The sequence below is a fragment of the Rhizobium sp. BT-226 genome (genome assembly GCF_025847085.2).
Lineage (GTDB): Bacteria > Pseudomonadota > Alphaproteobacteria > Rhizobiales > Rhizobiaceae > Rhizobium > Rhizobium sophorae.
Window position 1 is genome coordinate 1,124,587 of sequence record NZ_JAOYTI010000002.1, and the last position, 21,744, is coordinate 1,146,330.

22 protein-coding genes are annotated in these 21,744 nt (G+C 61.2%); 7 read left to right on the forward strand and 15 right to left on the reverse strand.

The window, feature by feature from the left end; translation table 11 throughout:
- Positions 1-45: 45 nt before the first annotated feature.
- The 4 genes from fliN to OIU37_RS15770 all read left to right on the forward strand — a co-directional run bounded on the left by fliN (position 46) and on the right by OIU37_RS15770 (position 3,464).
- A complete protein-coding gene (gene fliN, locus OIU37_RS15755; protein WP_171601608.1) occupies positions 46-633 on the forward strand; it encodes a flagellar motor switch protein FliN in 588 nt (195 codons plus the stop codon).
- A gap of 28 nt (positions 634-661) precedes the next feature.
- Positions 662-1,702, forward strand: a complete 1,041-nt coding sequence (fliG, locus tag OIU37_RS15760) for a flagellar motor switch protein FliG (protein WP_168314460.1) — start codon at positions 662-664, stop codon at positions 1,700-1,702.
- Between the two features lie 233 nt (positions 1,703-1,935).
- A complete protein-coding gene (gene flhB / locus OIU37_RS15765) occupies positions 1,936-3,015 on the forward strand; it encodes a flagellar biosynthesis protein FlhB (RefSeq protein WP_168310513.1) in 1,080 nt (359 codons plus the stop codon).
- Between the two features lie 5 nt (positions 3,016-3,020).
- Positions 3,021-3,464, forward strand: coding sequence for a hypothetical protein (locus OIU37_RS15770; RefSeq protein WP_017958982.1), 444 nt, complete (start codon positions 3,021-3,023; stop codon positions 3,462-3,464).
- 108 nt (positions 3,465-3,572) lie between these two features.
- Here OIU37_RS15770 and visR read toward each other — a convergent pair whose 3' ends face one another.
- The 13 genes from visR to OIU37_RS15835 form a co-directional block, all read right to left on the reverse strand.
- Positions 3,573-4,319: a transcriptional regulator VisR gene (visR, locus tag OIU37_RS15775; RefSeq protein WP_240601948.1), complete on the reverse strand. Its 747-nt coding sequence runs from the start codon at positions 4,317-4,319 to the stop codon at positions 3,573-3,575.
- 8 nt (positions 4,320-4,327) lie between these two features.
- Positions 4,328-5,074: a transcriptional regulator VisN gene (gene visN / locus OIU37_RS15780; RefSeq protein ID WP_264258018.1), complete on the reverse strand. Its 747-nt coding sequence runs from the start codon at positions 5,072-5,074 to the stop codon at positions 4,328-4,330.
- A gap of 376 nt (positions 5,075-5,450) precedes the next feature.
- A complete protein-coding gene (gene fliF / locus OIU37_RS15785) occupies positions 5,451-7,142 on the reverse strand; it encodes a flagellar basal-body MS-ring/collar protein FliF (protein ID WP_240601946.1) in 1,692 nt (563 codons plus the stop codon).
- 207 nt (positions 7,143-7,349) lie between these two features.
- Positions 7,350-7,739: a hypothetical protein gene (locus OIU37_RS15790; protein ID WP_003545510.1), complete on the reverse strand. Its 390-nt coding sequence runs from the start codon at positions 7,737-7,739 to the stop codon at positions 7,350-7,352.
- A gap of 16 nt (positions 7,740-7,755) precedes the next feature.
- A complete protein-coding gene (gene cheD, locus OIU37_RS15795) occupies positions 7,756-8,310 on the reverse strand; it encodes a chemoreceptor glutamine deamidase CheD (protein WP_003545509.1) in 555 nt (184 codons plus the stop codon).
- Positions 8,307-8,696, reverse strand: a complete 390-nt coding sequence (locus tag OIU37_RS15800) for a response regulator (RefSeq protein ID WP_003556488.1) — start codon at positions 8,694-8,696, stop codon at positions 8,307-8,309. The genes cheD and OIU37_RS15800 overlap by 4 nt, the downstream gene beginning before the upstream one ends.
- Positions 8,697-9,740, reverse strand: coding sequence for a protein-glutamate O-methylesterase CheB (gene cheB, locus OIU37_RS15805; RefSeq protein WP_168310519.1), 1,044 nt, complete (start codon positions 9,738-9,740; stop codon positions 8,697-8,699).
- Complete coding sequence (gene cheR / locus OIU37_RS15810; RefSeq protein ID WP_129417923.1) at positions 9,737-10,645, reverse strand: protein-glutamate O-methyltransferase CheR; 909 nt, start codon at positions 10,643-10,645, stop codon at positions 9,737-9,739. Before cheR ends, cheB begins: the two co-directional genes overlap by 4 nt.
- On the reverse strand, positions 10,642-11,109 hold the full coding sequence (locus tag OIU37_RS15815; RefSeq protein ID WP_088937874.1) for a chemotaxis protein CheW: 468 nt from the start codon (positions 11,107-11,109) through the stop codon (positions 10,642-10,644). Before OIU37_RS15815 ends, cheR begins: the two co-directional genes overlap by 4 nt.
- A 3-nt stretch (positions 11,110-11,112) precedes the next feature.
- Positions 11,113-13,398: a chemotaxis protein CheA gene (locus OIU37_RS15820; protein ID WP_182211172.1), complete on the reverse strand. Its 2,286-nt coding sequence runs from the start codon at positions 13,396-13,398 to the stop codon at positions 11,113-11,115.
- Between the two features lie 17 nt (positions 13,399-13,415).
- On the reverse strand, positions 13,416-13,781 hold the full coding sequence (gene cheY1, locus OIU37_RS15825) for a chemotaxis response regulator CheY1 (RefSeq protein ID WP_003545492.1): 366 nt from the start codon (positions 13,779-13,781) through the stop codon (positions 13,416-13,418).
- On the reverse strand, positions 13,778-14,074 hold the full coding sequence (locus tag OIU37_RS15830; protein WP_003545491.1) for an STAS domain-containing protein: 297 nt from the start codon (positions 14,072-14,074) through the stop codon (positions 13,778-13,780). The genes cheY1 and OIU37_RS15830 overlap by 4 nt, the downstream gene beginning before the upstream one ends.
- A 63-nt stretch (positions 14,075-14,137) precedes the next feature.
- Positions 14,138-15,772 (reverse strand): globin-coupled sensor protein, encoded by a 1,635-nt coding sequence (locus tag OIU37_RS15835; protein ID WP_264258019.1) that lies wholly within the window; start codon positions 15,770-15,772, stop codon positions 14,138-14,140.
- Positions 15,773-16,602: 830 nt separating this feature from the next.
- Between OIU37_RS15835 and OIU37_RS15840 the strand changes: the two genes are divergently transcribed.
- Positions 16,603-18,024 (forward strand): glycosyltransferase family 39 protein, encoded by a 1,422-nt coding sequence (locus OIU37_RS15840; RefSeq protein ID WP_264258020.1) that lies wholly within the window; start codon positions 16,603-16,605, stop codon positions 18,022-18,024.
- A gap of 94 nt (positions 18,025-18,118) precedes the next feature.
- Here the strand turns inward: OIU37_RS15840 and OIU37_RS15845 are convergent, their stop codons facing one another.
- Both OIU37_RS15845 and OIU37_RS15850 read right to left on the reverse strand, forming a co-directional pair.
- On the reverse strand, positions 18,119-18,901 hold the full coding sequence (locus tag OIU37_RS15845) for a hypothetical protein (RefSeq protein WP_264258021.1): 783 nt from the start codon (positions 18,899-18,901) through the stop codon (positions 18,119-18,121).
- Positions 18,902-19,105: 204 nt separating this feature from the next.
- The gene (locus OIU37_RS15850) at positions 19,106-19,405 is read right to left on the reverse strand and encodes a helix-turn-helix transcriptional regulator (protein ID WP_168314469.1); all 300 of its coding nucleotides are present in this window, start codon (positions 19,403-19,405) and stop codon (positions 19,106-19,108) included.
- Between the two features lie 34 nt (positions 19,406-19,439).
- On the opposite strand from OIU37_RS15850, the gene ybaL reads away from it, so the two are divergent.
- Positions 19,440-21,260: a YbaL family putative K(+) efflux transporter gene (ybaL, locus tag OIU37_RS15855; RefSeq protein ID WP_182210880.1), complete on the forward strand. Its 1,821-nt coding sequence runs from the start codon at positions 19,440-19,442 to the stop codon at positions 21,258-21,260.
- Between the two features lie 54 nt (positions 21,261-21,314).
- Positions 21,315-21,692, forward strand: a complete 378-nt coding sequence (locus OIU37_RS15860; RefSeq protein ID WP_168314471.1) for a hypothetical protein — start codon at positions 21,315-21,317, stop codon at positions 21,690-21,692.
- Positions 21,693-21,744: the final 52 nt, after the last annotated feature.

A 21,744-nucleotide genomic window follows, 5' to 3' on the forward strand; every position in this document is an offset into this window, starting at 1 on the left:
CTGCAAAGGCAGTTTGAGGCAAGTTTCAACTGGAATAGTGATTTCATGGCTACGAAGAAAACACAGCAGAACAGCGACCTCTCCCTGGATCTTCCGGGCAGCGAAGCCGATCTCGACCAGGCGATCGACGATCTGCGCGGCGTGCTGAAGCAGGATGCCGATGGCGACCTGCCGCAGTTTGGCGACGACCTGCAGACCGACGCCTTCGCAGCAGGAACGGACCTGGCTGCCTTCGGCGGCGAGGCTTCGGAAAGTCCTTTCGGCGGCGACGATTTCGGCGGTGATTTCGGCGGCAGCAATGCCAGCCCGACTGCCGGCATGGATTTCGGCAGCAGCCCCTCCTTCGAGGCGTCGCCGGCTCCGCTCGGCAGCGCTTTGAATTCCAACTTCGACCTGATCATGGACATCCCGATCGACGTCCAAATCATGCTCGGCACCAGCCGCATGCAGGTCTCCGGCCTGATGAACCTCAATGAAGGGGCGACGATCGCCCTCGACAAGAAAATTGGTGAACCGGTCGAGATTATGGTGAACGGCCGCAGGATTGCACGTGGCGAAATTACGGTGCTTGATAACGACGACACGCGATTCGGTGTGAAACTGATTGAAGTTTTGAGTACGAAAAAAGCCTGATCCCTGTGTGGGACGGAGAGGTTAGACCATGATGGACTTTGACGATTTCGGCGGCGCACTAGCCGGGAAACCGTTGACCCAGGCTGAAAAGGCGGCGGCTGTTCTTCTCGCTATGGGAAAGGGCGTCGCCGGCCGGCTGTTGAAGTATTTCACTCAGGCCGAACTGCAGACCATTATCTCATCCGCCCAGTCGCTGCGTGCTATTCCGCCGGACGAGCTCCTGTTGCTCGTCTCCGAGTTCGAAGACCTCTTCACCGAGGGCGCCGGACTGATGGACAACGCCAAGGCGATCGAGGCCATTCTTGAAGAAGGCCTGACGCCCGACGAAGTCGACAGCCTGCTCGGCCGCCGCACTGCATTCCAGGCCTACGAAACCTCGATCTGGGATCGCCTCAGCGAGGCGGAGCCGGCGTTCGTCGCACAGTTCCTGCTGCGCGAGCATCCGCAGACCGTCGCCTATATTCTTTCGATGATGCCCTCCGCCTTCGGCGCCAAGGTGCTGCTGCAGCTTCCCGACAACCGCCGCGCCGACATCATGAACAGAACGGTCAACATGAAGGCGGTCAGCCCGAAGGCTGCGCAGATCATCGAGAACCAGGTCATGACGCTGCTTGCCGAGGTCGAGGCAGAGCGCAATGCGGCCGGCTCGACGAAGGTCGCCGATCTGATGAACGAACTCGACAAGCCGCAGGTCGACACGCTGCTCACCTCGCTCGAATCGATCAGCCGCGAGTCGGTCAACAAGGTTCGCCCAAAGATCTTCCTGTTCGAGGACCTCATGTACATGCCGCAGCGCAGCCGCGTCATGCTGCTCAACGACATCTCGGCGGACGTACTCACCGTCGCGCTGCGCGGGTCGCCCCCCGAGATCCGCGAATCGGTTCTCTCCGCCATCAGCCCACGCCAGCGCCGCATGATCGAATCGGATCTGCAGAGCGGCATGGGCGGCGTCAATCCGCGCGAGATCGCGATTGCCCGCCGCGCCGTGGCGCAGGAAGCGATTCGCCTGGCCAATTCCGGCCAGATCGAGCTCAAGGAAAAGGAAGGCGACGCTTCGGCGGCCGCCTAACACGTCGAGACTGTTGACAAATCCGGCATGCCGAACGGTGGCTGTTGATCGCCGTGCCACAGGCGACTACCCTTCCAGCAACGGACCGCGCGCTAAAGCGTGTCGCATAGAACTCGGTTCTTGCGACGCGCTTTAAGTCTTTGTTCTGATGCATGTCGTCATCCCAAAAGCGCTGCACGTTTTTGGGCGACATGCATTGGCTGCGGCCTATTTCTTTGACGGAGGGCCGCGACTTGGCAGACGATGACAAGGACAGCAAAACAGAAGCCCCAACCGCGAAAAAGCAAAGCGATGCCGCGGAAAAGGGCAACGTACCGTCTTCGCGCGAACTTTCGATCTTTGCGACCATCCTTGCGACCTTCATTTACCTCGTGTTCTTCCTTCCCGACAGCGTCGGACGCATGACTGAAATGCTGCGCGACATCTTCGAACAGCCCGACCAGTGGAAGATCGAGACGGGACCAGATGTCCTGGCACTGTTCGTCCGGATCGGCTGGGCAAGTGCCGCGCTGCTGGCGCCCGCCTTCATCTTGTTCATGGTGTTCGGCGTCGCCTCCTCCGTCTTCCAGAATCTGCCGACACTGGTGCTTGAGCGCATCCGCCCGCAGACCTCGCGTATCTCGCCGATCAAAGGCTGGTCACGGCTCTTCAGCCTGCCCGGCCTGGTCGAATTCGGAAAATCGCTGTTCAAGGTGGTCGTCGTCGGGGTGATCCTGTTCTTCGTGCTCAGGAGCGAATATTTCGGCTCGATCGACGCGATGTTCTCCGATCCGCAGACGATTCTGGTGCGAATGATGGCGGCGATGCGCAAGATCATCATCGTCATGCTGATCGCCACCGCGATCGTGGCGATCGCCGATCTTTTCTGGACGCGCCATCACTGGTTCACCGAGCTGAAGATGACGCGGCACGAGGTGAAGGAAGAAAACAAGCAGGCTCAGGGCGACCCCTTCGTCAAGAGCCGGCAGCGCTCGCTGATGCGCGACCGGGCGCGCCGGCGCATGATCGCCAACGTTGACCGCGCGACGCTGGTGATCGCAAACCCGACGCATTACGCGGTGGCGCTGCGTTACGCGCGCGAAGAGAACGATGCGCCGGTGGTGCTGGCCAAGGGTCAGGACCTGATTGCGCTCAAAATCAGGGAGATCGCCGAGAAGAACGGCATACCGGTGTTCGAAGATCCGCCACTTGCGCGCTCCATGTTTGCGCAAGTCTCGATCGATAGTGTCATACCGTCAGTCTTCTATAAGGCGGTAGCGGAGCTCATCCACCGGGTCTACGCTGCGGACGCCAAGAACAAACGGGTAAGATAAGCCGAATGAAAAAATGCCCTCACTCTACCCAGCGTGAAAAGATCCTCGCAGACGCGATCAGCCCGGTCGCCACTGAACTGCGCCTTCTGGATGCTTCTGACCTCATTTCCCTGCTGCGCTTCGAGTATTACGGCAACCTTTCCGATCTCGTCGCTTCGGCGGCGGAGCTTTTCTTTCATCCGGGCACGGTGAATTTCGGCCTGGGCGGCAATTATACGCTGGAGTGGGGCGGCAAGCCCGAAGTCGTTCTCGATCTGGAAATCAAGCCGCGCGGCGTCACCGTCTACGCACAACTCACCCTTGCCGAAGATCATGCCGGCATCGAGATCAGCCATATCGCTTTCCAGGAGCCCTCGGCCGATCCCGACGAGAACACCATCTTTCTTAAAAAGAGCCTTCGGGAAGCGCGTTACAGCGTCAACCAGCCGCCGCAGGCGCTAGCCGGCTGACTTTCTTTCAAGGCAATCGAGCTTTCATTCGCTTTGGACAGCAATTCAAAGCATTACAGCGTCGCTTGCGTCTGAAAAGAAGCGCACGCTGTAAAGGACTGCACAGGTTCAGCTGATATAACCGAGCCGGATCGCCTTGGCGATCGCCTGGATGCGATTGACGGAATCGAGCTTGATGGTCGCCGAGCCGAGATAGGCGTTTACGGTGTGCACGGACAGGCCGAGCTTGTCGGCAATCTCTTCGCTGATGCGGCCGTCGCCGGCAAGCTGCAGACAGGCGATCTCGCGTTCGCTGAGCGCCTCGGCGGCAGCCGTGCGGCGTTCGTCGAGCGAGAGCAGATCCATCATGATATTGCAGCAGCGACCGTGCAGCTCGACGATGGTATCGCTCGAAGGATCGATCTCATCGCCGGTGAAAAGGATGAAACCGTTGCCGACGGCGCCGAGCCGCACCGGAAAGGCAAGGCCGGAAAAAGGCAGAATACCGTCCTGCAGTCGCGTCATGAACGGCGAGAAGTCGGCCGGACCGGGTGCCGCACGGTCGTAACCGCCGGCCCATGAGAGCGGCAGCAGCGACTTGTCGATATGGTCGAGAAGGATATCGCCGTATGCATCCGTGAAGGCCTTGCCGAAACCGGCATTGGAAGACCCCCAGTTCTCGAGCTCGCAGACAAGCCTCTGCTTTGCCGGAAGGCCCGAGCCGTTGACGCGGAAGATCGCGAAGCCTTGCGCGTCGGCCAGCTTCTGCATCGCGATCAGCCGCGGAAAAAGATCGGACCGGCTGGAAATCCTGTTCACACGCACCATGCGCAGCTGCTCGGCGCTGCTCATCGTCCTGCCTGCTGGATAGCCCATGGATCCCCCTATACGAGATTATTGCGGACGGCGAAGGCAATGGCCTCGGACCGGGTCTTGGTCGCCGTCTTGCGCATCACGCTGGTGATGTAGTTGTTGATGGTATTACGGGAGATTCCGAGGATCATCGCGATCTCGTCGCTGGTTTTGCCTTCGGCGATCCAGAACAGGCATTCCAGCTCGCGGTCGGTCAATTCGAAATCGCGATCGACCTTCGTACCGCCGCAGCGCAGGAAGCTCGCGACATAACCTGCAAGCAGACCGACATCCCGCAGGCGCTCCGGCGAAAGGATGAACCCCTCGCCGAACAGGAACATCAAGGCCAGCCGCGACCGGCCGACATTGAAGGTCACCGAACAATATTGGCGGCTGGCACCATTCGGAATCTCGGCACTGTCAGGCAGAAGAGCAAAATTCGGCTGGAAGACCTGCATGCATTTTTCCAGCTCCGTCGACCGGGAATAGCCGCGGACCAGATCATTGGCGATGTCCCTGACCAGATCGAAAGGCCAGTCCGACGAAACGATGAAATCGAGGCCACTTTCCTGGATGAGATCACAGCGCGCCAGAAGGTAGTGCGAAGCACCCACGTAGTCCGTCAGTGCGCGCAGGCCCGACTGCAACCTGCCGGTGCTGGCGACACCGTGGAGGCGCTGGAGCAGCTCATCGCGCGGCAACAGATCCGGCACCACCGCACTCGCGAAATTCGCCATATGCCTCTCGCCTTTGCTCGCCTGAATTACATTCATATCCATTGGCAATGTCCTGCGGCTGAGAAACGATCGAACTCGGTGCAACAGCAATTTTTCTGTAAAGGATTCAGGTCAAGTCCCGCTCGAATCCCATTTCGAATCACCTAAGGGTAAGCCAGCCGATGCAAATCACCATCTCCGACTTCTAGGGATTTACTTTCGCTGTCGCCAATGCACTGATTCGACCGCTCGTTCCAGCCTTCAAGATATAGGGAGGCTAAGATGATTCTTGCGGTATCGCAACGTGCTTCGCGTTTTACGCGAGTCAATCTCATCATATCACCCTAAAGCCGCATTTCAGTCACGGCTTTTCGGGACAGCGGTTAGGTAATCGAGTTCGGTACCGATATGAAAAAAGGCCGGTTGCCCGGCCTTTCTTTTACGCTGCGTCGTCGATCGCCCATTTCCTGAGGATTTTCGCGGCACGTTCCTCGTTGATTTCGACCATACGGGAAAGCTTGCGTTCCGGGCCTTCCTTGACGCGACGATTGAAGTTTCCATCGTCGTCGCCGAGGCTGAGCAGATCCTCGGTACTGTCGAAGCCGAAGTCGGACCCGAAGCCGTCCATGAGAGCGCCGCCGGGTGCGCCCGATGCAGGCGCGAAGTCCGGCAGCTCGAGGCCGGCCGCTTCCGGCGTCGCGTCGCCGAAAGCCGCGGAGCTGCCGTTGCCGCTGACGCTGCGCACCAGAGGCCGCAGGCCCATCCAGACCACCACGAAGGCGACCGCGACAAAGGCGAGCGAGTTGATGATGCCGGCAAGGTTGCGGCTCAGCATATCCATGACGCGGACGCCACCGGTGGCGTCTTCGAGCAGCTGGTTCTCGAGGAAGTCCATGGCGGTGACGGTGACGACGTCGCCGCGCTTGGCGTCGATGCCGGCCGCCGAAGCGACGATCTTTTGCATTTCGGCAAGATAGGCGTCGACCTTGGTCTGGTCGGCGGGCTCACCGACCATCTTGGCGATGCGGCCCTTATTGACCACCACGGCGATCGAAAGCTTTTCGACCTTGTAGCTGTTGCGGGTCGTCGCCGTCGTCTTGCTGTTGATTTCGTAGTTGGTCTGTTCTTCGCGCTTGTCGGACTTGTCCTGCGATTCCGGCCCGGCGGAACCGCCGGCCTCGGGAGCCGCCTGCGGAATGTTCTGCTCGACCGTCGTCGCGCTATCGGACGTCTTCTGCTGCGACTGCTGGGCTTCCTTCGTCGAGCGGACCGAGCGTTCCACCTTGGATTCGGGATCGTAGGTCGTTTCCTGGATCTGCTGGGCGTCGGTGTTGAGATCGGCGGTGACGCTCGAGCGGAAGTTGTCCATGCCGAGGAAGGGCGCCAGCGCCTTGTCGATGTTGGATTCGACTTCCTGCTGAACGTTCTGGACGATGTTGAGCGAGCGGTTCAGCGAGCTGTTGCTCGCCTCGTCGCCGGAAGCGAGCAACTGGCCGGCGGAATCGAGGATCGTCACGTCATCGACGTCAAGCCCCGGCACGGCCGAGGCGACGAGGTGGCGGATCGAGGTCGCCGCGCTGCGCCCGGTGGTGGCGCTTGCGCGAATCATGACGGAGGCGGTCGGTTTCTGCTCCGCTTTCCGGAAGTTTCCAACCTCCGGCATGACGATATGGACGCGCGCGGCTGTTATACCCGAGATCGACTGGATGGTGCGGGCGATTTCGCCTTCCAGCGCTCGAACCCGCGTCACCTCCTGCATGAAGGAGGTCAGGCCGAGGGAGCCGACATTGTCGAAGAGTTCGTAACCGGCATTGGCGCTGTTCGGCAGGCCGCGCTCGGCAAGCATCAGGCGGGCCTTGCCCGTCATCCCCGCGGGAACGCTGATGCTGGAGCCATCCGTGCCGACCTGGAAATTGATGTTGGCTTCGGCAAGCGCCATGCTGATCTGGTTGAGATCCGGCGAGTCCAGACCGACATAGAGCGTTTCCTGTGCCGGCTTGTTGACGAAAAGGGCGGCCGCAAGGACGATTGCAATGGAAACGGCACCGACGCCTCCGAGAATCATCAGGCGTGTTCGGCCCAGGGAACCGAAGTTCTTAAAGATCTGAACTAATTGATTTAACAGATTCATTCTGTTCTCGCACGATCCGTCAAAGACAAAGCAGGCTTATTGCCTCATCAGACGAATAGTCGGCGAAACTTGTGCGAGCGTTTCGTGAGAGCGTGCGGGAGCGAAAAGGCCTAAGGTAATTCCAGCAAAAGTGCGCAGCGGTTTGCGTCCGGAATTGCGCAAGAACAAGGAGAGAGCGTTTCCGTGACTCGGAGAAACGGGGGCGTTCTAGAAGAAATCGAAGTCGCCGGCTGCCTTGCTCAATGGCTGGGAGTGACCGTGGCGTGTGGCGCCGCCCAATGCCTTCTGCATCTCTGCCAGCTTGACGAGGCTGAGCGCGGTTGCGACATCGACTGCCCAGCCGTGCGGGATTTCGCCGGTGATGGTGTCGATGAATTCGGCAAGACCACGCGATTTCTGCACGGCCAGATCGATGCCCTGCATGACCTTCATGGCATCCGGCGAGTTCAGGATTTCGGCGCCGCCGATTTCGAGAAGCTGCGGCTCGATGCGCTCGATGAGGTAGGCGACATCGTGCAGTTCGGACACGATGCGCATCAGGATGTCGCTCAGCGCTTCGACTGGCGCAGGCGGCTCCATCATCTGGGTAAATGTCATATGAAAATCCTCGCCATCAAAAAAATTCGATACTGGTTTCGACGGGTTTCTGCGGAGCGGCGGGGCGCTGCTCGAGAGCGACGGTTCTCTGCGTTTCGGCGCCGGTCAGGGGGTATTGCCGGGCACGACCGGAGACCGGCCAATATTCAAGCTTGCGTCCATGCTCTCCGCCGGTCGAGGAACCGACCACCGGAATGCCTTCATCCCTCAGGAACTGCACGGCGAAGGCCGCGTTCTGCTCACCGACATTGGAGAATGTCGAGATCGTCTTCGCGCCGCCGAAGATCTTTGCCTCCAGCCGGTCGCGCCGGGCGCCCTGCTTCAGGAGACCGTTGATCAGCAGTTCCATCAAATGCACGCCGTACCGCGTGGCATCGCCGCCTGATGTCGGCGACGTCGCCGAACCGGGCAGCAGAAAGTGATTCATGCCGCCGACACCGGCGACAGGATCTCTGAGGCACGCAGCCACGCACGAACCGAGAATGGTCGAGAGGACCGCATTCGGATCGTTCAGAACCTTGTACTCGCCCTGAATGATGTGCACGCGGCGGGCTGCCCCCTCAGTGATCATTTCAGGGCTCCAAACACGGCTTCGATGGCCGCCTTCATCTTCTCGATCGTGAACGGCTTGGCGAGCACGTTGTTTGCGCCGAGCTGGGCCGCCTTCTGCACCAGTGCGCGGTCGCCCTGGGCGGTCAGGATGATGAAGGCCGCTTTCTTGGTGTTGGGGTTGGTGCGCACCGCCTGAAGGAAGCCGATGCCATCCATCTTCGGCATGTTGAAATCCGAGATCACCAGGTGGTGCGGCTGCTCGGCCATGATCTTCATGCCCTGCTCACCGTCGCCGGCCGACGTGATCTGCTTGAAACCGAGCTGGGTCAGCGCGTCGCTGAGCAGCAACCGGCTCGTTACCTGATCGTCGACGATCAGAACTTTGATTTTCTCCGCGATCGACATTTATTCGGTCCCTTCCTTTCGGGCGGCTGTCATTTTCAATATTTCTTCACCGATGGCAGACAGCGGCAGCTGCTGCTCAACGGCGCCAAGTTCATGAGCAACCCTTGGCATTCCGTAAACGACACAGGTTTTTTCGTTCTGGCCGAGCGTTCTGGCGCCGGCGTGGCGCATTTTCAACAATCCGGCGGCGCCATCGCGGCCCATTCCGGTCAAAATCACGCCGACGGCATTACGCCCCGCCAGTTCCGCGACCGAATCGAATAGCACGTCCACCGAGGGGCGGTGACCGTTGACCGGCGCCCGGTCAACGAGACGGCAGCACGGCGCCGAGGCGCCGCTGACCTGCAGGTGACGCTCGCCGCCGGGCGCCAGATAGATCTTGCCGATTTCGAGACGGGCACCGTCGGTCGCTTCCTGCACCACCGGCGCACAGAGCCGGTTCAGCCGTTCGGCGAAGCTCTTGGTGAAGGTCGGCGGCATATGCTGGGTGATGACGGTCGGCGGGCAATTCGCCGGAAATTTCTGCAGCACGGCAATCAGCGCCTCGACGCCACCGGTGGAGGAGCCGATCGCGACGATCTTGCGGCCGACGCGGAAATCGGCGACCGAGGGCGGTGGCGCGACGGCGGCGACGGGCTGGGAATACTGGCGTTGCGTGCGCGCGGCGGCCTTGACCTTCTCGGCGAGGTCGCCGAACGGCCTGAGTTCGCCCGGCGCCGGCTTGCCGACGCAGTCGAACGCGCCGATCTCCAGCGCCGCAAGCGTCGCCTCGGCGCCGCGATGGGTCATCGTGGATACCATGATCACCGGCATCGGACGCAGCGTCATGATCTTTTCGAGGAAATCGAGGCCGTTCATGTTCGGCATCTCGATGTCGAGGGTCAGGACGTCGGGGTTCAGCCGCTTGATCGCCTCGCGCGCTTCCAGCGCGTCGCCGGCCTGGCCGATGACGTTGACCTCGGGATCGGAACTCAGCACGGCGGTGATTAACCCCCGCATCGTCGGCGAGTCGTCAACAACGAGAACCCTTGCCGGCGCGCTCATGCCTTCCTCCCGAGACCTTTGGCCGTGTAGCGATAGGTCGTGATGCCGATATTGTCGAAGACGTGTTTTGCCTCACCCGACACACGCTCGGAATGGCCGATATAGAGATGGCCGCCTTCCGGCAGCAGGCCGGCGAAACGCTGCCAGATCTTCATCTGCGTCGGCTCGTCGAAATAGATGACGACGTTGCGGCAGAAGATGACGTCGAACTTGCCCTTGAACGGCCATTGCGCCATCAGGTTCAGTTCGTTGTAGGTGATCAGCCGCTTGACGCGGTCGTCGACCTGGAACTTCCGGCGGCCCTGCACCTCGACTTCGCTGAACCATTGCTTGCGCATGGCCGGCGACACGGTTTCGAGCGCATTTTCGTCATAGGCGCCGGCCCGGGCGATCGCGAGGATCTTCGGGTCGATGTCGGTCGCCAGGATCTTGAAGTCGTAATCCGCGACATTCGGCATCAGCGACAGCACCGTCAGCGCGATCGAATAGGGTTCCTGCCCATCGGAAGAGGCGGCCGACCAGATGCGCACCCTGCCGCCCGATCTCGCCCGCTGCAGAAGCTCCGGCAGGACATGGTCGCGCAGATGGTCGAAATGGTGGTTTTCGCGGAAGAAGCGGGTAAAATTGGTCGTCAGATGCGAAAGCATCTCGCGGCGCGGCGCAGCACCCGCCGGCGAAGCGACGAGGTCGCAATATTCCCGGAAGCCGGACAGGCCGAGATTGCGGATATGCTTCGACAGGCGCGAATAGACGAGCGACGCCTTCGTCTCGTTGAGGAAGATGCCGGCATCCGAATAGATCATCGCGGCGATCTCGGTGAGGTCGCGGCGCGTCAGCGGATATTCTCCGCTTGCCAGGACCTCGTCGGATCCCTGCCTCTGATCTTTTGCGCCCATTACATTCATGCGGCTTCGCTTTCGGTCTCTGGAAAGAGGGATTCGAGTTCGATCAGGCAGATCATGCGCTTCTCGATGGCGAGAATGCCGCGGGCAAATTGACGCTCGAGTTCCGAGGAGATTTCGGGCGTCGGCTGGATGGTTTCGTCGGTCACCGTCAGGATATCGGAAACGGCATCGACCAGCAGGCCGACGACCTTGCGCCGGACCTGGGCGACGATGATGACATGACGGGCAGTCGGATCGGCCGGCTTCATGCCAAGCCGTGCGGCAAGATCGATGATCGGCAGCACCGCGCCGCGCAGGTTGATGACACCCAGCATATAGCCTGGCGAATGCGGCATCGCGGTCGCGGGGGTCCAGCCGCGGATTTCGCGAACCGACATGATGTTCACGCAAAATTCCTGATCCCCGATGCGGAACGCGATGAGCTCGCGATCCCCCTCGTTCAGATTTTTTACGGCGTACGACATTCCTTATCCTACCGCTGCTAACGACATTTCTGCTTTGAGCGACTGGCCGCGCGAGGCGCCGACAACCGCGTCGACATCGAGGATGAGCGCCACGCGCCCGTCACCGAGAATGGTGGCTGCGGCAATGCCCGGGACATGGGTGTAGTTCGCTTCCAGGCTCTTGATGACCACCTGGCGCTGACCCTGGATGGCGTCGACCATCAGGGCGCGCTGGCCGCCGCCTTCGGATTCCACCAGAAGCGCCACGCCCTCGACCGGGTTCGCCTGGGTGGCGCGGAAGTTCAGGATACGACCGACATCGACGAGCGGGCAGAACGAGTTGCGGATCGAGATCAGTCGGTGGTTCGCACCGAAGGAGTGGATCGCGGCCGCTTCCGGCTGCAAGGTTTCGACGATCGCCGTCAGCGGCACGACCAGCGTCTGGCCGGCGACAGTGACCACCATGCCGTCGAGGACGGCGAGCGTCAGCGGCAGGCTCATGGTGAAGACCGAGCCGTGGCCCGGCTTCGAGGTGATGTTGATACGGCCGCCGAGCGCCTGGATCGAACGCTTGACGACGTCCATGCCGACGCCACGGCCTGAAATGTCGGAGATCTTGTCGGCCGTCGAGAAACCCGGCAGGAAGATCAGGTTGTCGATTTCCTCGTCCGACAGGTTGGCATCGGCCGGGATGAGGTCGTTGTCGATCGCCTTCTGGCGAACCTTCTCGCGGTTGATGCCGGCGCCGTCGTCGGCAAGCTCGATCAGGATGCGTCCCGAACGATGCTTGGCGGTCAGGCGGACGGTGCCTTCGGTGTTCTTGCCGGCGGCCGCACGCTTTTCGGGCGTTTCGATGCCGTGGTCGACGGCATTGCGGATCATGTGGGTCAGCGGTTCGGCGAGCTTGTCGATGACTGTCTTGTCGACTTCGGTGTTTTCACCTTCGGTGATCAGGCGGATCGACTTGCCGGTCATGTCGGCGATTTCACGGACGATACGGGACATGCGCTGGAAGACCGGCTTCACCGGCTGCGCGCGGATGGCCATGACCGAGTCCTGGATCTCGCGGGTGAGCTGCTGCAGCTCCTCGAGGCCCATATTGATCGAGGAGGTGCCGGTCGTGTCGTTCTCGATGACGCTCTGCGACAGCATCGCCTGGTTGATGACCAATTCGCCGACGAGGTTGATAAGGCGGTCGACACGGTCGAGATCGACGCGGATCGTCTGGCCGGCGCCAGCGGCATTGTTCTGGGCGGCAGCACTTGCAGCGGCCGCTGCGGCGGCTGCCGATTCCTTCTTCTCGACGCGGGCGGCGACAATCTGCGTGACGCTGGAGGCAGTCTCGGCGGCGGCAACGGCTGCGGCCGTCGCCTCGGCCCGCGCGTCTGAGGCGGAAACCTCTTCCATTGCGCCCGTTTCGTCGAGGATCGACAGATCGAAAGGAACCGGCACCATCGGCAGTTCGTCGTTGCTGGTCGCGTCGGCCCGTGCTTCTTCGACCGGCTTCACCGTCAGTTCGCAATCCCACTCGGCGAATTCGAAGACGGTGCGGATGGCGTCCTCGCCCTTGTCCGTCTTGATCGTGACGTTCCAGAAGAAATAAGCGCCTTCCGGATCGAGTTCCTCGAGGCCCGGCAGATCATCCGTATTGCAGTAGATCGTCATTTCACCCAGGCGCGAGAGATCACGCAGCAGCAGGGTGGCGTCATTGCCCTTGGAATAGAGTTCGTAGCGCGGCTTGAAGATAACTTCATAGGTCGGCATGCCGCCCGCATCGTCTTCGCCGCCAAAATCGTCGAAGGAAAAGGGGACCGGCTGGAAGCCGCTATCATCCGTCGGCTTTGGGGTCGGCGCCGGAGCGGCCGGAGCGGCCTTTGCGGCAGCCTTCGGCGCAGGCGCCTCGACTGACGCCGAGGGAGACGGCAATTCGCCATTGGCCAGCGCCTCGAGCTCCTTGACGAGGCCGCGGCTGCGGCTTTCATCGACGCTGCCGCCGTCGCGCGCAGCATTCGTCAGGTCGGCCAGCACGTCGGCCGACTTCAGCATCACCTTCAGGACGTCCTGGTTCGGTTCAAGCTTGTTGGATCGAACGCAATCGAGAGTGGTCTCGAAAACATGGGCGAAGGCGACCAGATCGTCAAGGCCGAAGGCGCCGGCGCCACCCTTGATCGAATGGACGGCACGGAACACCGCATTGACGGTTTCCGGATCGCGATCGCCATCATTCATTTTCAGAAGACCGGATTCCAACTCGGCGAGCTGTTCCTCGCACTCCTGGAAAAAGATCTCTTTGATTTCGTTCATATCCATAGGAGCAAATCCTGGGTTTAAGCGGTTACACGCTCAATGGCATCGATCAGCTTGGCCGGGTCGAAAGGCTTGACGATCCAGCCCGTGGCACCGGCCTGGCGGGCGCGGTTCTTCTTTTCCGCGTCGCTTTCGGTGGTCAGGACCAGGATCGGGATCGCCCGATATTTCTCGTTGCGGCGGACACCTTCGATGAAGCCGAAGCCATCGAGGCGCGGCATGTTGATGTCGGTCACGATGACGTCAGGATTGGACTCTTCGAGAACCTCGAGGCCCTCGATGCCGTCTTCCGCCTGGATCGTCTCGAAGCCGGCATTGTTGAGCGTCACGAGAAGCATGTTTCGGATGGTGCGGGAATCATCCACGGTCAGCACTTTTTTCTTCATTGCCGAATCTCCTTGGCAAGCAGGTGGTCAATATTGACGCCAACCAGCTGCATGGTTTTCTGAAATGCGTCGGACACCTTGGAGAAGGTGAACGGCTGCTTGTCCTGCTCCCAGGTCTTCTCGGCGGACATCAGAACCTGGGCGCAAAGAGCACCGATCCGTTCGACGCCGGAAGCGTCTATCGAAAGACCGCTACCCCGGAGGGAGAGGAGTTTATCGCGCAAGGCGGAAGCCTCGTTGAGGTCGAGCACCGCTGTCAAATCCAGCGTCTTGCCACTCTTCTTTGCTGCCATCAGCTTTTCCTTGTCCCCTTGTCCCCGGCCCGAAAAGACGAGCTGAGGCAATCATCCGATAGGTTAGTAAACATTCCGCCCACCTCCGACGCTTGCGAACGCTTGCGGAAGGCCAAAATCGTCATTTTCGTATTCGTCCACGACCGGTGCCGGCCGGATCGCGCCCTCAAGGGCGCGCGGCGGTGTCACGCGCACCGGCGCCGGGCGCCCGGCAGTGGCGTTTTCCCGGGCGATGCGGAATTCGCGAATCGTCTGGCCGAGCTCGAGAATGACGGTGTGGAGGTGGTCGGCGCCTTCGGCCGAGCGCTCCGCCAAGCCGGCGCTGGCCGCCACCTCGCCACCCAGGCCCTTGACGTCTGATGTCACGCTGTCGAGGCTTGCGGCATGTTCGCCGGTTCGGGTGGCGATGCCGGCGATGGCGGCGTTGATGTCGGTGACCTGACCCACGATACTGCCGATCGAATCCTGTGTGCGACCGACCATCTGCACACCGGCGTCGACCTGCGCCTTGGTCGTCGTCACCAATGTCTTGATCTCGCGGGCGGCTTCGGCCGAACGCTGGGCAAGGGCGCGGACTTCCTGGGCGACGACGGCAAAGCCGCGGCCGGAATCGCCGGCGCGGGCGGCTTCGATGCCGGCATTCAGCGCCAGAAGATTGGTCTGGAAGGCGATCTCGTCGATCGCGCCGATGATCTGGCCGATCTTTTCGGCCGACTGCTCGATATCGGCCATGGCGCTGATCGCACGGCCGACGACCTCGCCGCTTTCCTCGACGGCAGCGCGCGTCGAGGCGGCCGCCTGTTCGGCGGCTCGGCTGTCGGCGGCGCCGTCGCGGACGCTGCCGGCAATGCCGGCAAGGGCGGCGGCGGAAAGCTGCAGCCGGTCGGCCTGGCCGGAAGCCGTGCCGGCGAACTGCCTGGACAGACCGGCAAGCGAGCCTGTCGCCGCTTCGGCCTTGAGCGTGCGCTCGGTGATGGCGGTGAACTCGGCCTGGAGGCCGTCCAACGCGCCGTTCAGCGCGACGGCAATGCCGCCATAGGCGCCGTCGCCGTCGACGGGCGCGCGGCGCGTCAGGTCGCGTGCGGACAGGCTTTCGATGACATCGCCGAATATCCGGGCGATCTCGGTCTCGTTGTCGGCGCGCTGGTCGGCGAGCGCGCGGCTCTGGGCGGCGCGCAGCGCATTGAAGCGGAGCGATACGGCAATTTCCACATCGACCATGACGATGCGGATGATCGCCGTCATCAGATCGGAGATTTCGCGGGCGCGGCGCTTGGCCGACGGCAGCAGCGGACGACCGGCGATCTCTTCGGCGAGGCCGGAAACGACATGCTCCAGCATGACGCCATGGCCGGCCACGTGCCAGCGCGGGTCGAGGCCCATCTTGCTCTCGGTATCGGAGAGAACCTTGACACGCTCGGCATAGAGGCTGTCGAACCGCGCATCCGTCAGCACGTCCCAATGCGAGGACTGCAGATCGTGCAGGCGCTCGACCTGGCGCTCGCTCTCGAAATTGCGCGAGGCGTCGGGGAATGACTGGAACCTGTGGAAGAGATCCCGGAGGCCTGCCTTCAGATGCGCTTCGAGCGCCGGCCGGTTACGGCGCACCAACTCGCACTGGTCGGCATCGAGACCGGCAAAGCGCAGGCGGTCGCGCAAGCTGCCTGCCTGCGCTCCACGAGCCTGATCTGATGGCATGTCCTGCCTCAACGCCTGTCCCCAACCACTTTCCGAGCGAAGGCCCGGCCAAAAACTTTTGCAGCGTCCGATAAACGTGAAGCGTGGAGAAGGTCCTCACCACCGGTTACAACCGGCGGATCGAGCCCCCTGTTCAGCTATGTTTCGGAGCTGTCTGAAGAGATGGATACCGGATCAACCCGGTACGGCGGGACGGCGTCATGCCTGGTGGGAACGAGTGCATCTTCCCATTCCGACGTGTACATCAATGTTTATGGTTAATTCCTTGCTTGAAGGTTAATAAGCCTTTCGGAGGACAGGCTTTTGAAGCAATTCAAGGCCGTTCGCAGCAAATACTGTTGCGGAGTTGCATGGCTGCTACAAGGCACACGCAAGCTCCGTGTTATAGGCCGGTCGATAACCAAGACATGACGTCGACAAGGACAGAGCAATGATTGTTCTCGGATTGGGTGCCTGCTTGATTGCAATGACGCTGCTTGCCGCCGTCGCCCGCCTCGATTCCCTCGCCGCAAACCGCGACATCCGCGCCCTTCGGGTGTTCTAAAGCGCGTCGCGATCTTTCAGATACGTTCCTTGCGCTTTAGCTCTTTGTTTTTACGCATGTCGTTATCACAAAACCGCTGCACACTTTTGCGCGACATGCATTAGAGCGCCGTGCGTCCTTTCGGACGCACAAAGGACGCTCTAACATTTTGAATCTACGCATCGTGCTTTCCGAAAATCGATTCTGATTTTCGGGCCGATGCGCTAGACCCACCCTTCCCCGTTGGCAGTCCGGCACCTTTGGTGTATCGCACTCGCGCCATTCATGTCAGCGGAACTATCGGTTCATGTCCCCCAGATCTGGTCTCCTCATCGTTCTTGGCTTCACGCTCTGGCGCGTCGTCATGCTCAATTTCGATGCGACGGACCTTTTCGTCGACGAGGCGCAGTACTGGTTCTGGTCGCAAAACCTCGACCTCGGCTATTACTCCAAGCCGCCGATGATTGCGTGGGTGATCCGGGCGATGACCGAGCTTTCCGGCTCCAACGCCATCTATTGGATCCGGCTGCTCGGACCGCTGATCCACATGGCGGCGGCACTGGTGCTGATGAAGGCGGCAAAACGTTTCGTCGGGCCGGAGATCGAAGGCTGGACGGGCGCCACCTACATCACACTCCCCGGTGTGGCGCTTTCTTCGGTGTTCTTCTCGACCGATGTGATCCTGCTATTCTTCATCGCGATCGCGCTGCTTGCTTATTTCGGCCTGACGCAGCGGCGCTCGGTCGGGCTGGCGCTGGTTATGGGCCTTGGCGTCGGCCTCGCCTTCCTGACGAAATATGCCGTGCTGTTCGTCGTTCCGGGCGGCGCGATTGCCCTCCTCCGCATTCCGGCTGCGCGCATCGCCATTCGCGATTTCATCATCGCGGTCGCGGTCGCGGCGGTCGTCGCCCTGCCGAACCTCTGGTGGAACCTGCAGCACGACAACACGACGGTGCGGCATACCCAGGACATCGCCCATTGGAGCGAACTCGGCATCAATCTCCGTCGCGGGCTTGAATTCTTCGCCGCCCAGTTCGGCGTCGTCGGGCCGATCATCTTCTTTGCGATGCTCTGGACGGTCTACCGCATGATCAGGGGCAGGAGCGACGATCGGGAAAAGATGCTGGTCTGGCTGTCGATGCCGGTGGTCGTGCTGATCACGCTGCAGGCAACGGTCGCCAAGGCCTATGCCAACTGGGCGGTGACTGCCTATGTCGCCGGCACCATCCTTGCCGTCTGGCTGCTCTACCGGATGTGGCCGAAGGGGCTCAGGCTGTCGCTAACCATCAACGGCATCGCCAGCCTGCTCTTTCCGCTGGCGACGATTTTTTCGCATCAGTTGCTGCTGCCGAACGGCGACGAGCTGATGAAGCGCTATCTCGGCCGCGCCGAGGTCAGCCGCCAAGCCGCAGAACTTGCCGGCCAGGCCGGCACCGACATCATCGTCACCAATGATCGCGACATGGTCGCCGATCTTTTCTATACGCTGCGCGACACATCCTACAGGATCTATGCGCGCGCGCCGGCGGGCCTTCCCGAGAGCTATTACGAGCAGGAATTCGCCCTGCCGGCCGACATCACCGGTAAGGTGGTTTTCCTGACGGACAGTCCCTTCAGCTGCGCCACCGAGACGCCCGAACTGCTGAAGAACTGGCAGCCGACGGAGGGCTATTACAAGGGCAAGACGCTCTCCGTTTACAAGGTCTCTGCCGCCTGCCTGGCGCCCTAAAGCCGGGCTAGTTGCCGCCTCGCGCACGAGCCGTTGTCGGCCTTATGCGGAAGCGCCATCGGTGGACATTGCAGCACTCTTTGACGTATTGCCGCTAAGAAGGGCAACATAGACGCCTTTTTATCTTGTCATCAACATCCGTTCCCCAAGCCTCCATAACGTAATTGCGCCAGGGGCACCTGTTCGATTTTAGTGCCGTTGAGGACGGGCCAATGGTCCGATGTGACAAATGCCGCTTTCCGCTCCGCCGAAATTCATAGTCACATAGCCAGGGAAGAGCGGCGTCGACTCGTCCGTCGGTCATTGGCTCTGGCGTCACCGACAAGGTGATAGAATTCAATGAAACTCCAGGTCCGAAGAATTCTTCCAGCTCGGATGGCTTTACATCTTGGACCGTGGTCGGATCGTTGATGTCGGCAAATGTCACCAGGCGAGGATATTGTTTTGGTGTCAGCCTTTTCGCCTCTGCGATGAGTTGAATTCGATCAAGTGAACGTGCGTACTCGTCTCGATGATCTGACCGAAGTGGTGGACCGGCGAAGAGCGTGACCGCCAGTTCAGTCGCAGCATCGTCAACCAGCGCAAACAGATACTTATTCGGCGCGACCTCCAATGTAACAGCTTCCCCGAGGAGCTTCAGCGGGCCCCCGTGCCAGCCCCCCGAATCGCCAATTTTGAACCATTCAGGTGGCATATCCCAACTTGCGGCAGTTACCGAACTGCCGGTTACCATCCCATCAGGAGTCTCAACCGACACTGTAAGCTTCTGCCGCCAGCTCCAATAGCGGAAGCCAAATAGGTTTCCCTCCCAATAATAGCTGGCCATCGCACCGAAAATGAGCACTCCAATAATGCCAAACAGCATAAATCCCCTCATTGCGTGCTCCCTTTGCAACCAAATTAAAGTTTGGCACCAACCTACGATCGAAATCTGAATAGAACTGAAATGTGGTAGGGGATGGTTCTGCGGCTCATCTCGGGGACTCAGGCATCATAACTCGACAGCGATGTGCCATCATTGAAACGGAAGAGTTCATTTGGAGCCAAAAGCAGAGATAAAACTCGTCGTGTATCGCCGGAATTAAGCAGAGGCTAGGCAGAGGCCGGTGCCCGCCCCTTCGATCTCGACGAATTTGACGCCGCCTTCCTCGAAGGCGAGGCGCAACTGCGCCTCCGTCGCGCGATGGATGTCGTGGTGCCGGCCCTCGTAGTCGCGGATGGTGCTGCGCGAGACGGCGGCCTTTTCGGCAAGGTCGGTCTGGGTCCAGTCCAGCAGACCGCGCGCCGCGCGGCAGAGAGCGGGGGTGAGAATTGTTTCCCTTGCGCCTTGACCCATGATTTCAAGTTGCCCATATTGGTCGATATAGACCATATATGTCATATTACGAACGGGATTTCCAGATCGGGAGACAACGATGCCACACGATACGCCCTTGATTTCGACAATCGTCGGCGGCCTCGTGCTGGCTTTCATCTTCGGCGCCTTCGCCCATCGCCTGCGGATGCCGCCGCTCGTTGGTTATCTGATCGCCGGCGTGCTCGTGGGGCCGCATACGCCGGGTTATGTGGCAGATCAGAACCTGGCGCCGGAGCTTGCCGAAATCGGCGTCATCCTGCTGATGTTCGGCGTCGGGCTGCATTTCTCCCTGAAAGACCTGCTGTCGGTGCGCGGCATCGCCGTGCCCGGCGCCATCGTGCAGATCGCCTTTGCGACATTGCTCGGCTGGGGGCTCGGCGCCTTCATGGGCTGGCCGACCGGCGGCAGCCTGGTCTTCGGCCTGGCGCTGTCGGTCGCTTCCACCGTCGTGCTCCTGAAGGCGCTGCAGGAGCGACGCCTCGTCGAAACCGAGCGCGGCAGGATCGCCGTCGGCTGGCTGATCGTCGAGGATCTCGCCATGGTGCTGGCGCTGGTGCTGATCCCGGCAGCAGCCAGCATCGGCGGTGAGGGTCACGCTCCCGTCGAGCCGCTCTCGGCCGGGCTCAACCGCCTGTTCGGCCTCGATCTCGGCATCGGCGGCATGATCGCCATGACGCTGGTGAAGGTGGCGCTGTTCGTGGCGCTGATGCTGGTTTTCGGCCGTAAGCTCATTCCATGGACGATGCACCGCATCGCCCATACCGGTTCGCGCGAGCTCTTCCGGCTCGGCGTGCTGGCGATCGCGCTCGGCGTCGCCTTCGGAGCGGCGAAGCTCTTCGGCGTGTCGCTGGCGCTCGGCGCCTTTTTTGCCGGCATGGTGCTGGCCGAAAGCGAGCTCAGCCATCGCGCCGCGCAGGAAAGCCTGCCGCTACGCGACGCCTTCGCCGTGCTGTTCTTCGTCTCGGTCGGCATGCTGTTCGATCCGAACATCCTGATCGACAAACCGCTGCCGATCCTCGCCACCATCTTCATCATCGTCATCGGCAAGTCCGTCGCCGCCTTCCTGATCGTGCTCGCCTTCAAGAAGCCGCTCGGCACGGCGCTGACGATTTCGGCAAGCCTCGGCCAGATCGGCGAATTCTCCTTCATCCTCGCCGCCCTCGGCGTCGAACTCGGGCTGCTGCCGGAGGAGGGCCGCGATCTGATCCTTGCCGGCGCCATCATCTCGATCATCCTCAATCCGCTGCTGTTCTTCCTTTGCGACCGCATGCGGCCGCTGCTGGATGGTGCAAAGCGCGAAGAGGTCGTGGCAGACCCTGCTGCCGTTGCAGATGCGACAGCAGCGCAGGAGGAGATGCCGCCCGAAGACGACGAGGTGCACCCGACCGCCCTCAGCGGCCACGCCATTCTCGTCGGCTACGGGCGGGTTGGCAGCATCGTCGGACAGAACCTCAAGTCGTCAGCCACACCTTTTCTGGTCATCGAGGACTCCGACAAGCGCATCGGCGAGCTCAAGGCGCAGGGTATCGAAACTCTGTCGGGCAACGCGGTGACGCGGGAAACGCTCGACCTTGCCAATCTCTCTGGCGCCCGCAGCATTGCCATCGCCATCCCGAACGCCTTCGAAGCCTGCCGCATCGCCGAGCAGGCGCGCAGCGTCAATCCATCGATCCTCATCGTCGCCCGCGCCCATTCCGACGCCGAGGTCGATGAGCTGAAGCAATATGGCGCCGACACCGTCATCATGGGCGAGCGTGAAATCGCGCTGGGCATGGTTGACCGGCTCGCTCAAGTGCATCATGAGAGTGTGCCCTATGAAGACGGACATGGGCCTGATACAATTATGCCGACGGATGACCCTCCGCCGGAAAGAGAATGAGAGATTGGCGCGCTTTTGAGCCGATACGGGAGTGACATCGCCGGGACGGAGAAGATGGAGCTGGACCAGCGCCGTCTGACGAGCCGTATCGCCGCTTCCCTCCTCGTCGCCGTCCTTGCCTATCTCGGCCTGCTTTTCGGCGGCAATCTGGTGATCTCGCCGGCCGCCGTTAATACGCTTTCCTCTTCCGATCGGGATTCGCAGCCAGCGCAGCTGACTGCGCGCGATGCCGTGCGCGGGTTGCTTGCCAGTGAACGCAAGCTTGCACCGAAGCAGGCGGCGCATGACGCCGGACCGCTTGCCCTTGCCGCCTCCCCGGCTGTCGATTTTTCCGGCTGGACCATGGCCGCGCCTTTTCCGGCATTTGAAGCTTCGCTTCATGCCGCAGTCTCCAGGACCCATCAGCCGCGCGCACCGCCGGCCGCTGCCTGACGTTCGCGCCGATCGGCGCTTCCGACCATTGACGACATGCCGCCAGCGCCCG

Coding starts and splice junctions, on each gene's coding strand:
- fliN (WP_171601608.1), top strand. CDS start 46: ATGGCTACGAAGAAAACACAGCAGAACAGCGACCTCTCCCTGGATCTT.
- fliG (WP_168314460.1), top strand. CDS start 662: ATGATGGACTTTGACGATTTCGGCGGCGCACTAGCCGGGAAACCGTTG.
- OIU37_RS15770 (WP_017958982.1), top strand. CDS start 3,021: ATGAAAAAATGCCCTCACTCTACCCAGCGTGAAAAGATCCTCGCAGAC.
- visR (WP_240601948.1), bottom strand. CDS start 4,319: ATGGGCTATCCAGCAGGCAGGACGATGAGCAGCGCCGAGCAGCTGCGC.
- visN (WP_264258018.1), bottom strand. CDS start 5,074: ATGGATATGAATGTAATTCAGGCGAGCAAAGGCGAGAGGCATATGGCG.
- fliF (WP_240601946.1), bottom strand. CDS start 7,142: ATGAATCTGTTAAATCAATTAGTTCAGATCTTTAAGAACTTCGGTTCC.
- OIU37_RS15790 (WP_003545510.1), bottom strand. CDS start 7,739: ATGACATTTACCCAGATGATGGAGCCGCCTGCGCCAGTCGAAGCGCTG.
- cheD (WP_003545509.1), bottom strand. CDS start 8,310: ATGATCACTGAGGGGGCAGCCCGCCGCGTGCACATCATTCAGGGCGAG.
- OIU37_RS15800 (WP_003556488.1), bottom strand. CDS start 8,696: ATGTCGATCGCGGAGAAAATCAAAGTTCTGATCGTCGACGATCAGGTA.
- cheB (WP_168310519.1), bottom strand. CDS start 9,740: ATGAGCGCGCCGGCAAGGGTTCTCGTTGTTGACGACTCGCCGACGATG.
- cheR (WP_129417923.1), bottom strand. CDS start 10,645: ATGAATGTAATGGGCGCAAAAGATCAGAGGCAGGGATCCGACGAGGTC.
- OIU37_RS15815 (WP_088937874.1), bottom strand. CDS start 11,109: ATGTCGTACGCCGTAAAAAATCTGAACGAGGGGGATCGCGAGCTCATC.
- OIU37_RS15820 (WP_182211172.1), bottom strand. CDS start 13,398: ATGGATATGAACGAAATCAAAGAGATCTTTTTCCAGGAGTGCGAGGAA.
- cheY1 (WP_003545492.1), bottom strand. CDS start 13,781: ATGAAGAAAAAAGTGCTGACCGTGGATGATTCCCGCACCATCCGAAAC.
- OIU37_RS15830 (WP_003545491.1), bottom strand. CDS start 14,074: ATGGCAGCAAAGAAGAGTGGCAAGACGCTGGATTTGACAGCGGTGCTC.
- OIU37_RS15835 (WP_264258019.1), bottom strand. CDS start 15,772: ATGCCATCAGATCAGGCTCGTGGAGCGCAGGCAGGCAGCTTGCGCGAC.
- OIU37_RS15840 (WP_264258020.1), top strand. CDS start 16,603: ATGTCCCCCAGATCTGGTCTCCTCATCGTTCTTGGCTTCACGCTCTGG.
- OIU37_RS15845 (WP_264258021.1), bottom strand. CDS start 18,901: ATGAGGGGATTTATGCTGTTTGGCATTATTGGAGTGCTCATTTTCGGT.
- OIU37_RS15850 (WP_168314469.1), bottom strand. CDS start 19,405: ATGACATATATGGTCTATATCGACCAATATGGGCAACTTGAAATCATG.
- ybaL (WP_182210880.1), top strand. CDS start 19,440: ATGCCACACGATACGCCCTTGATTTCGACAATCGTCGGCGGCCTCGTG.
- OIU37_RS15860 (WP_168314471.1), top strand. CDS start 21,315: ATGGAGCTGGACCAGCGCCGTCTGACGAGCCGTATCGCCGCTTCCCTC.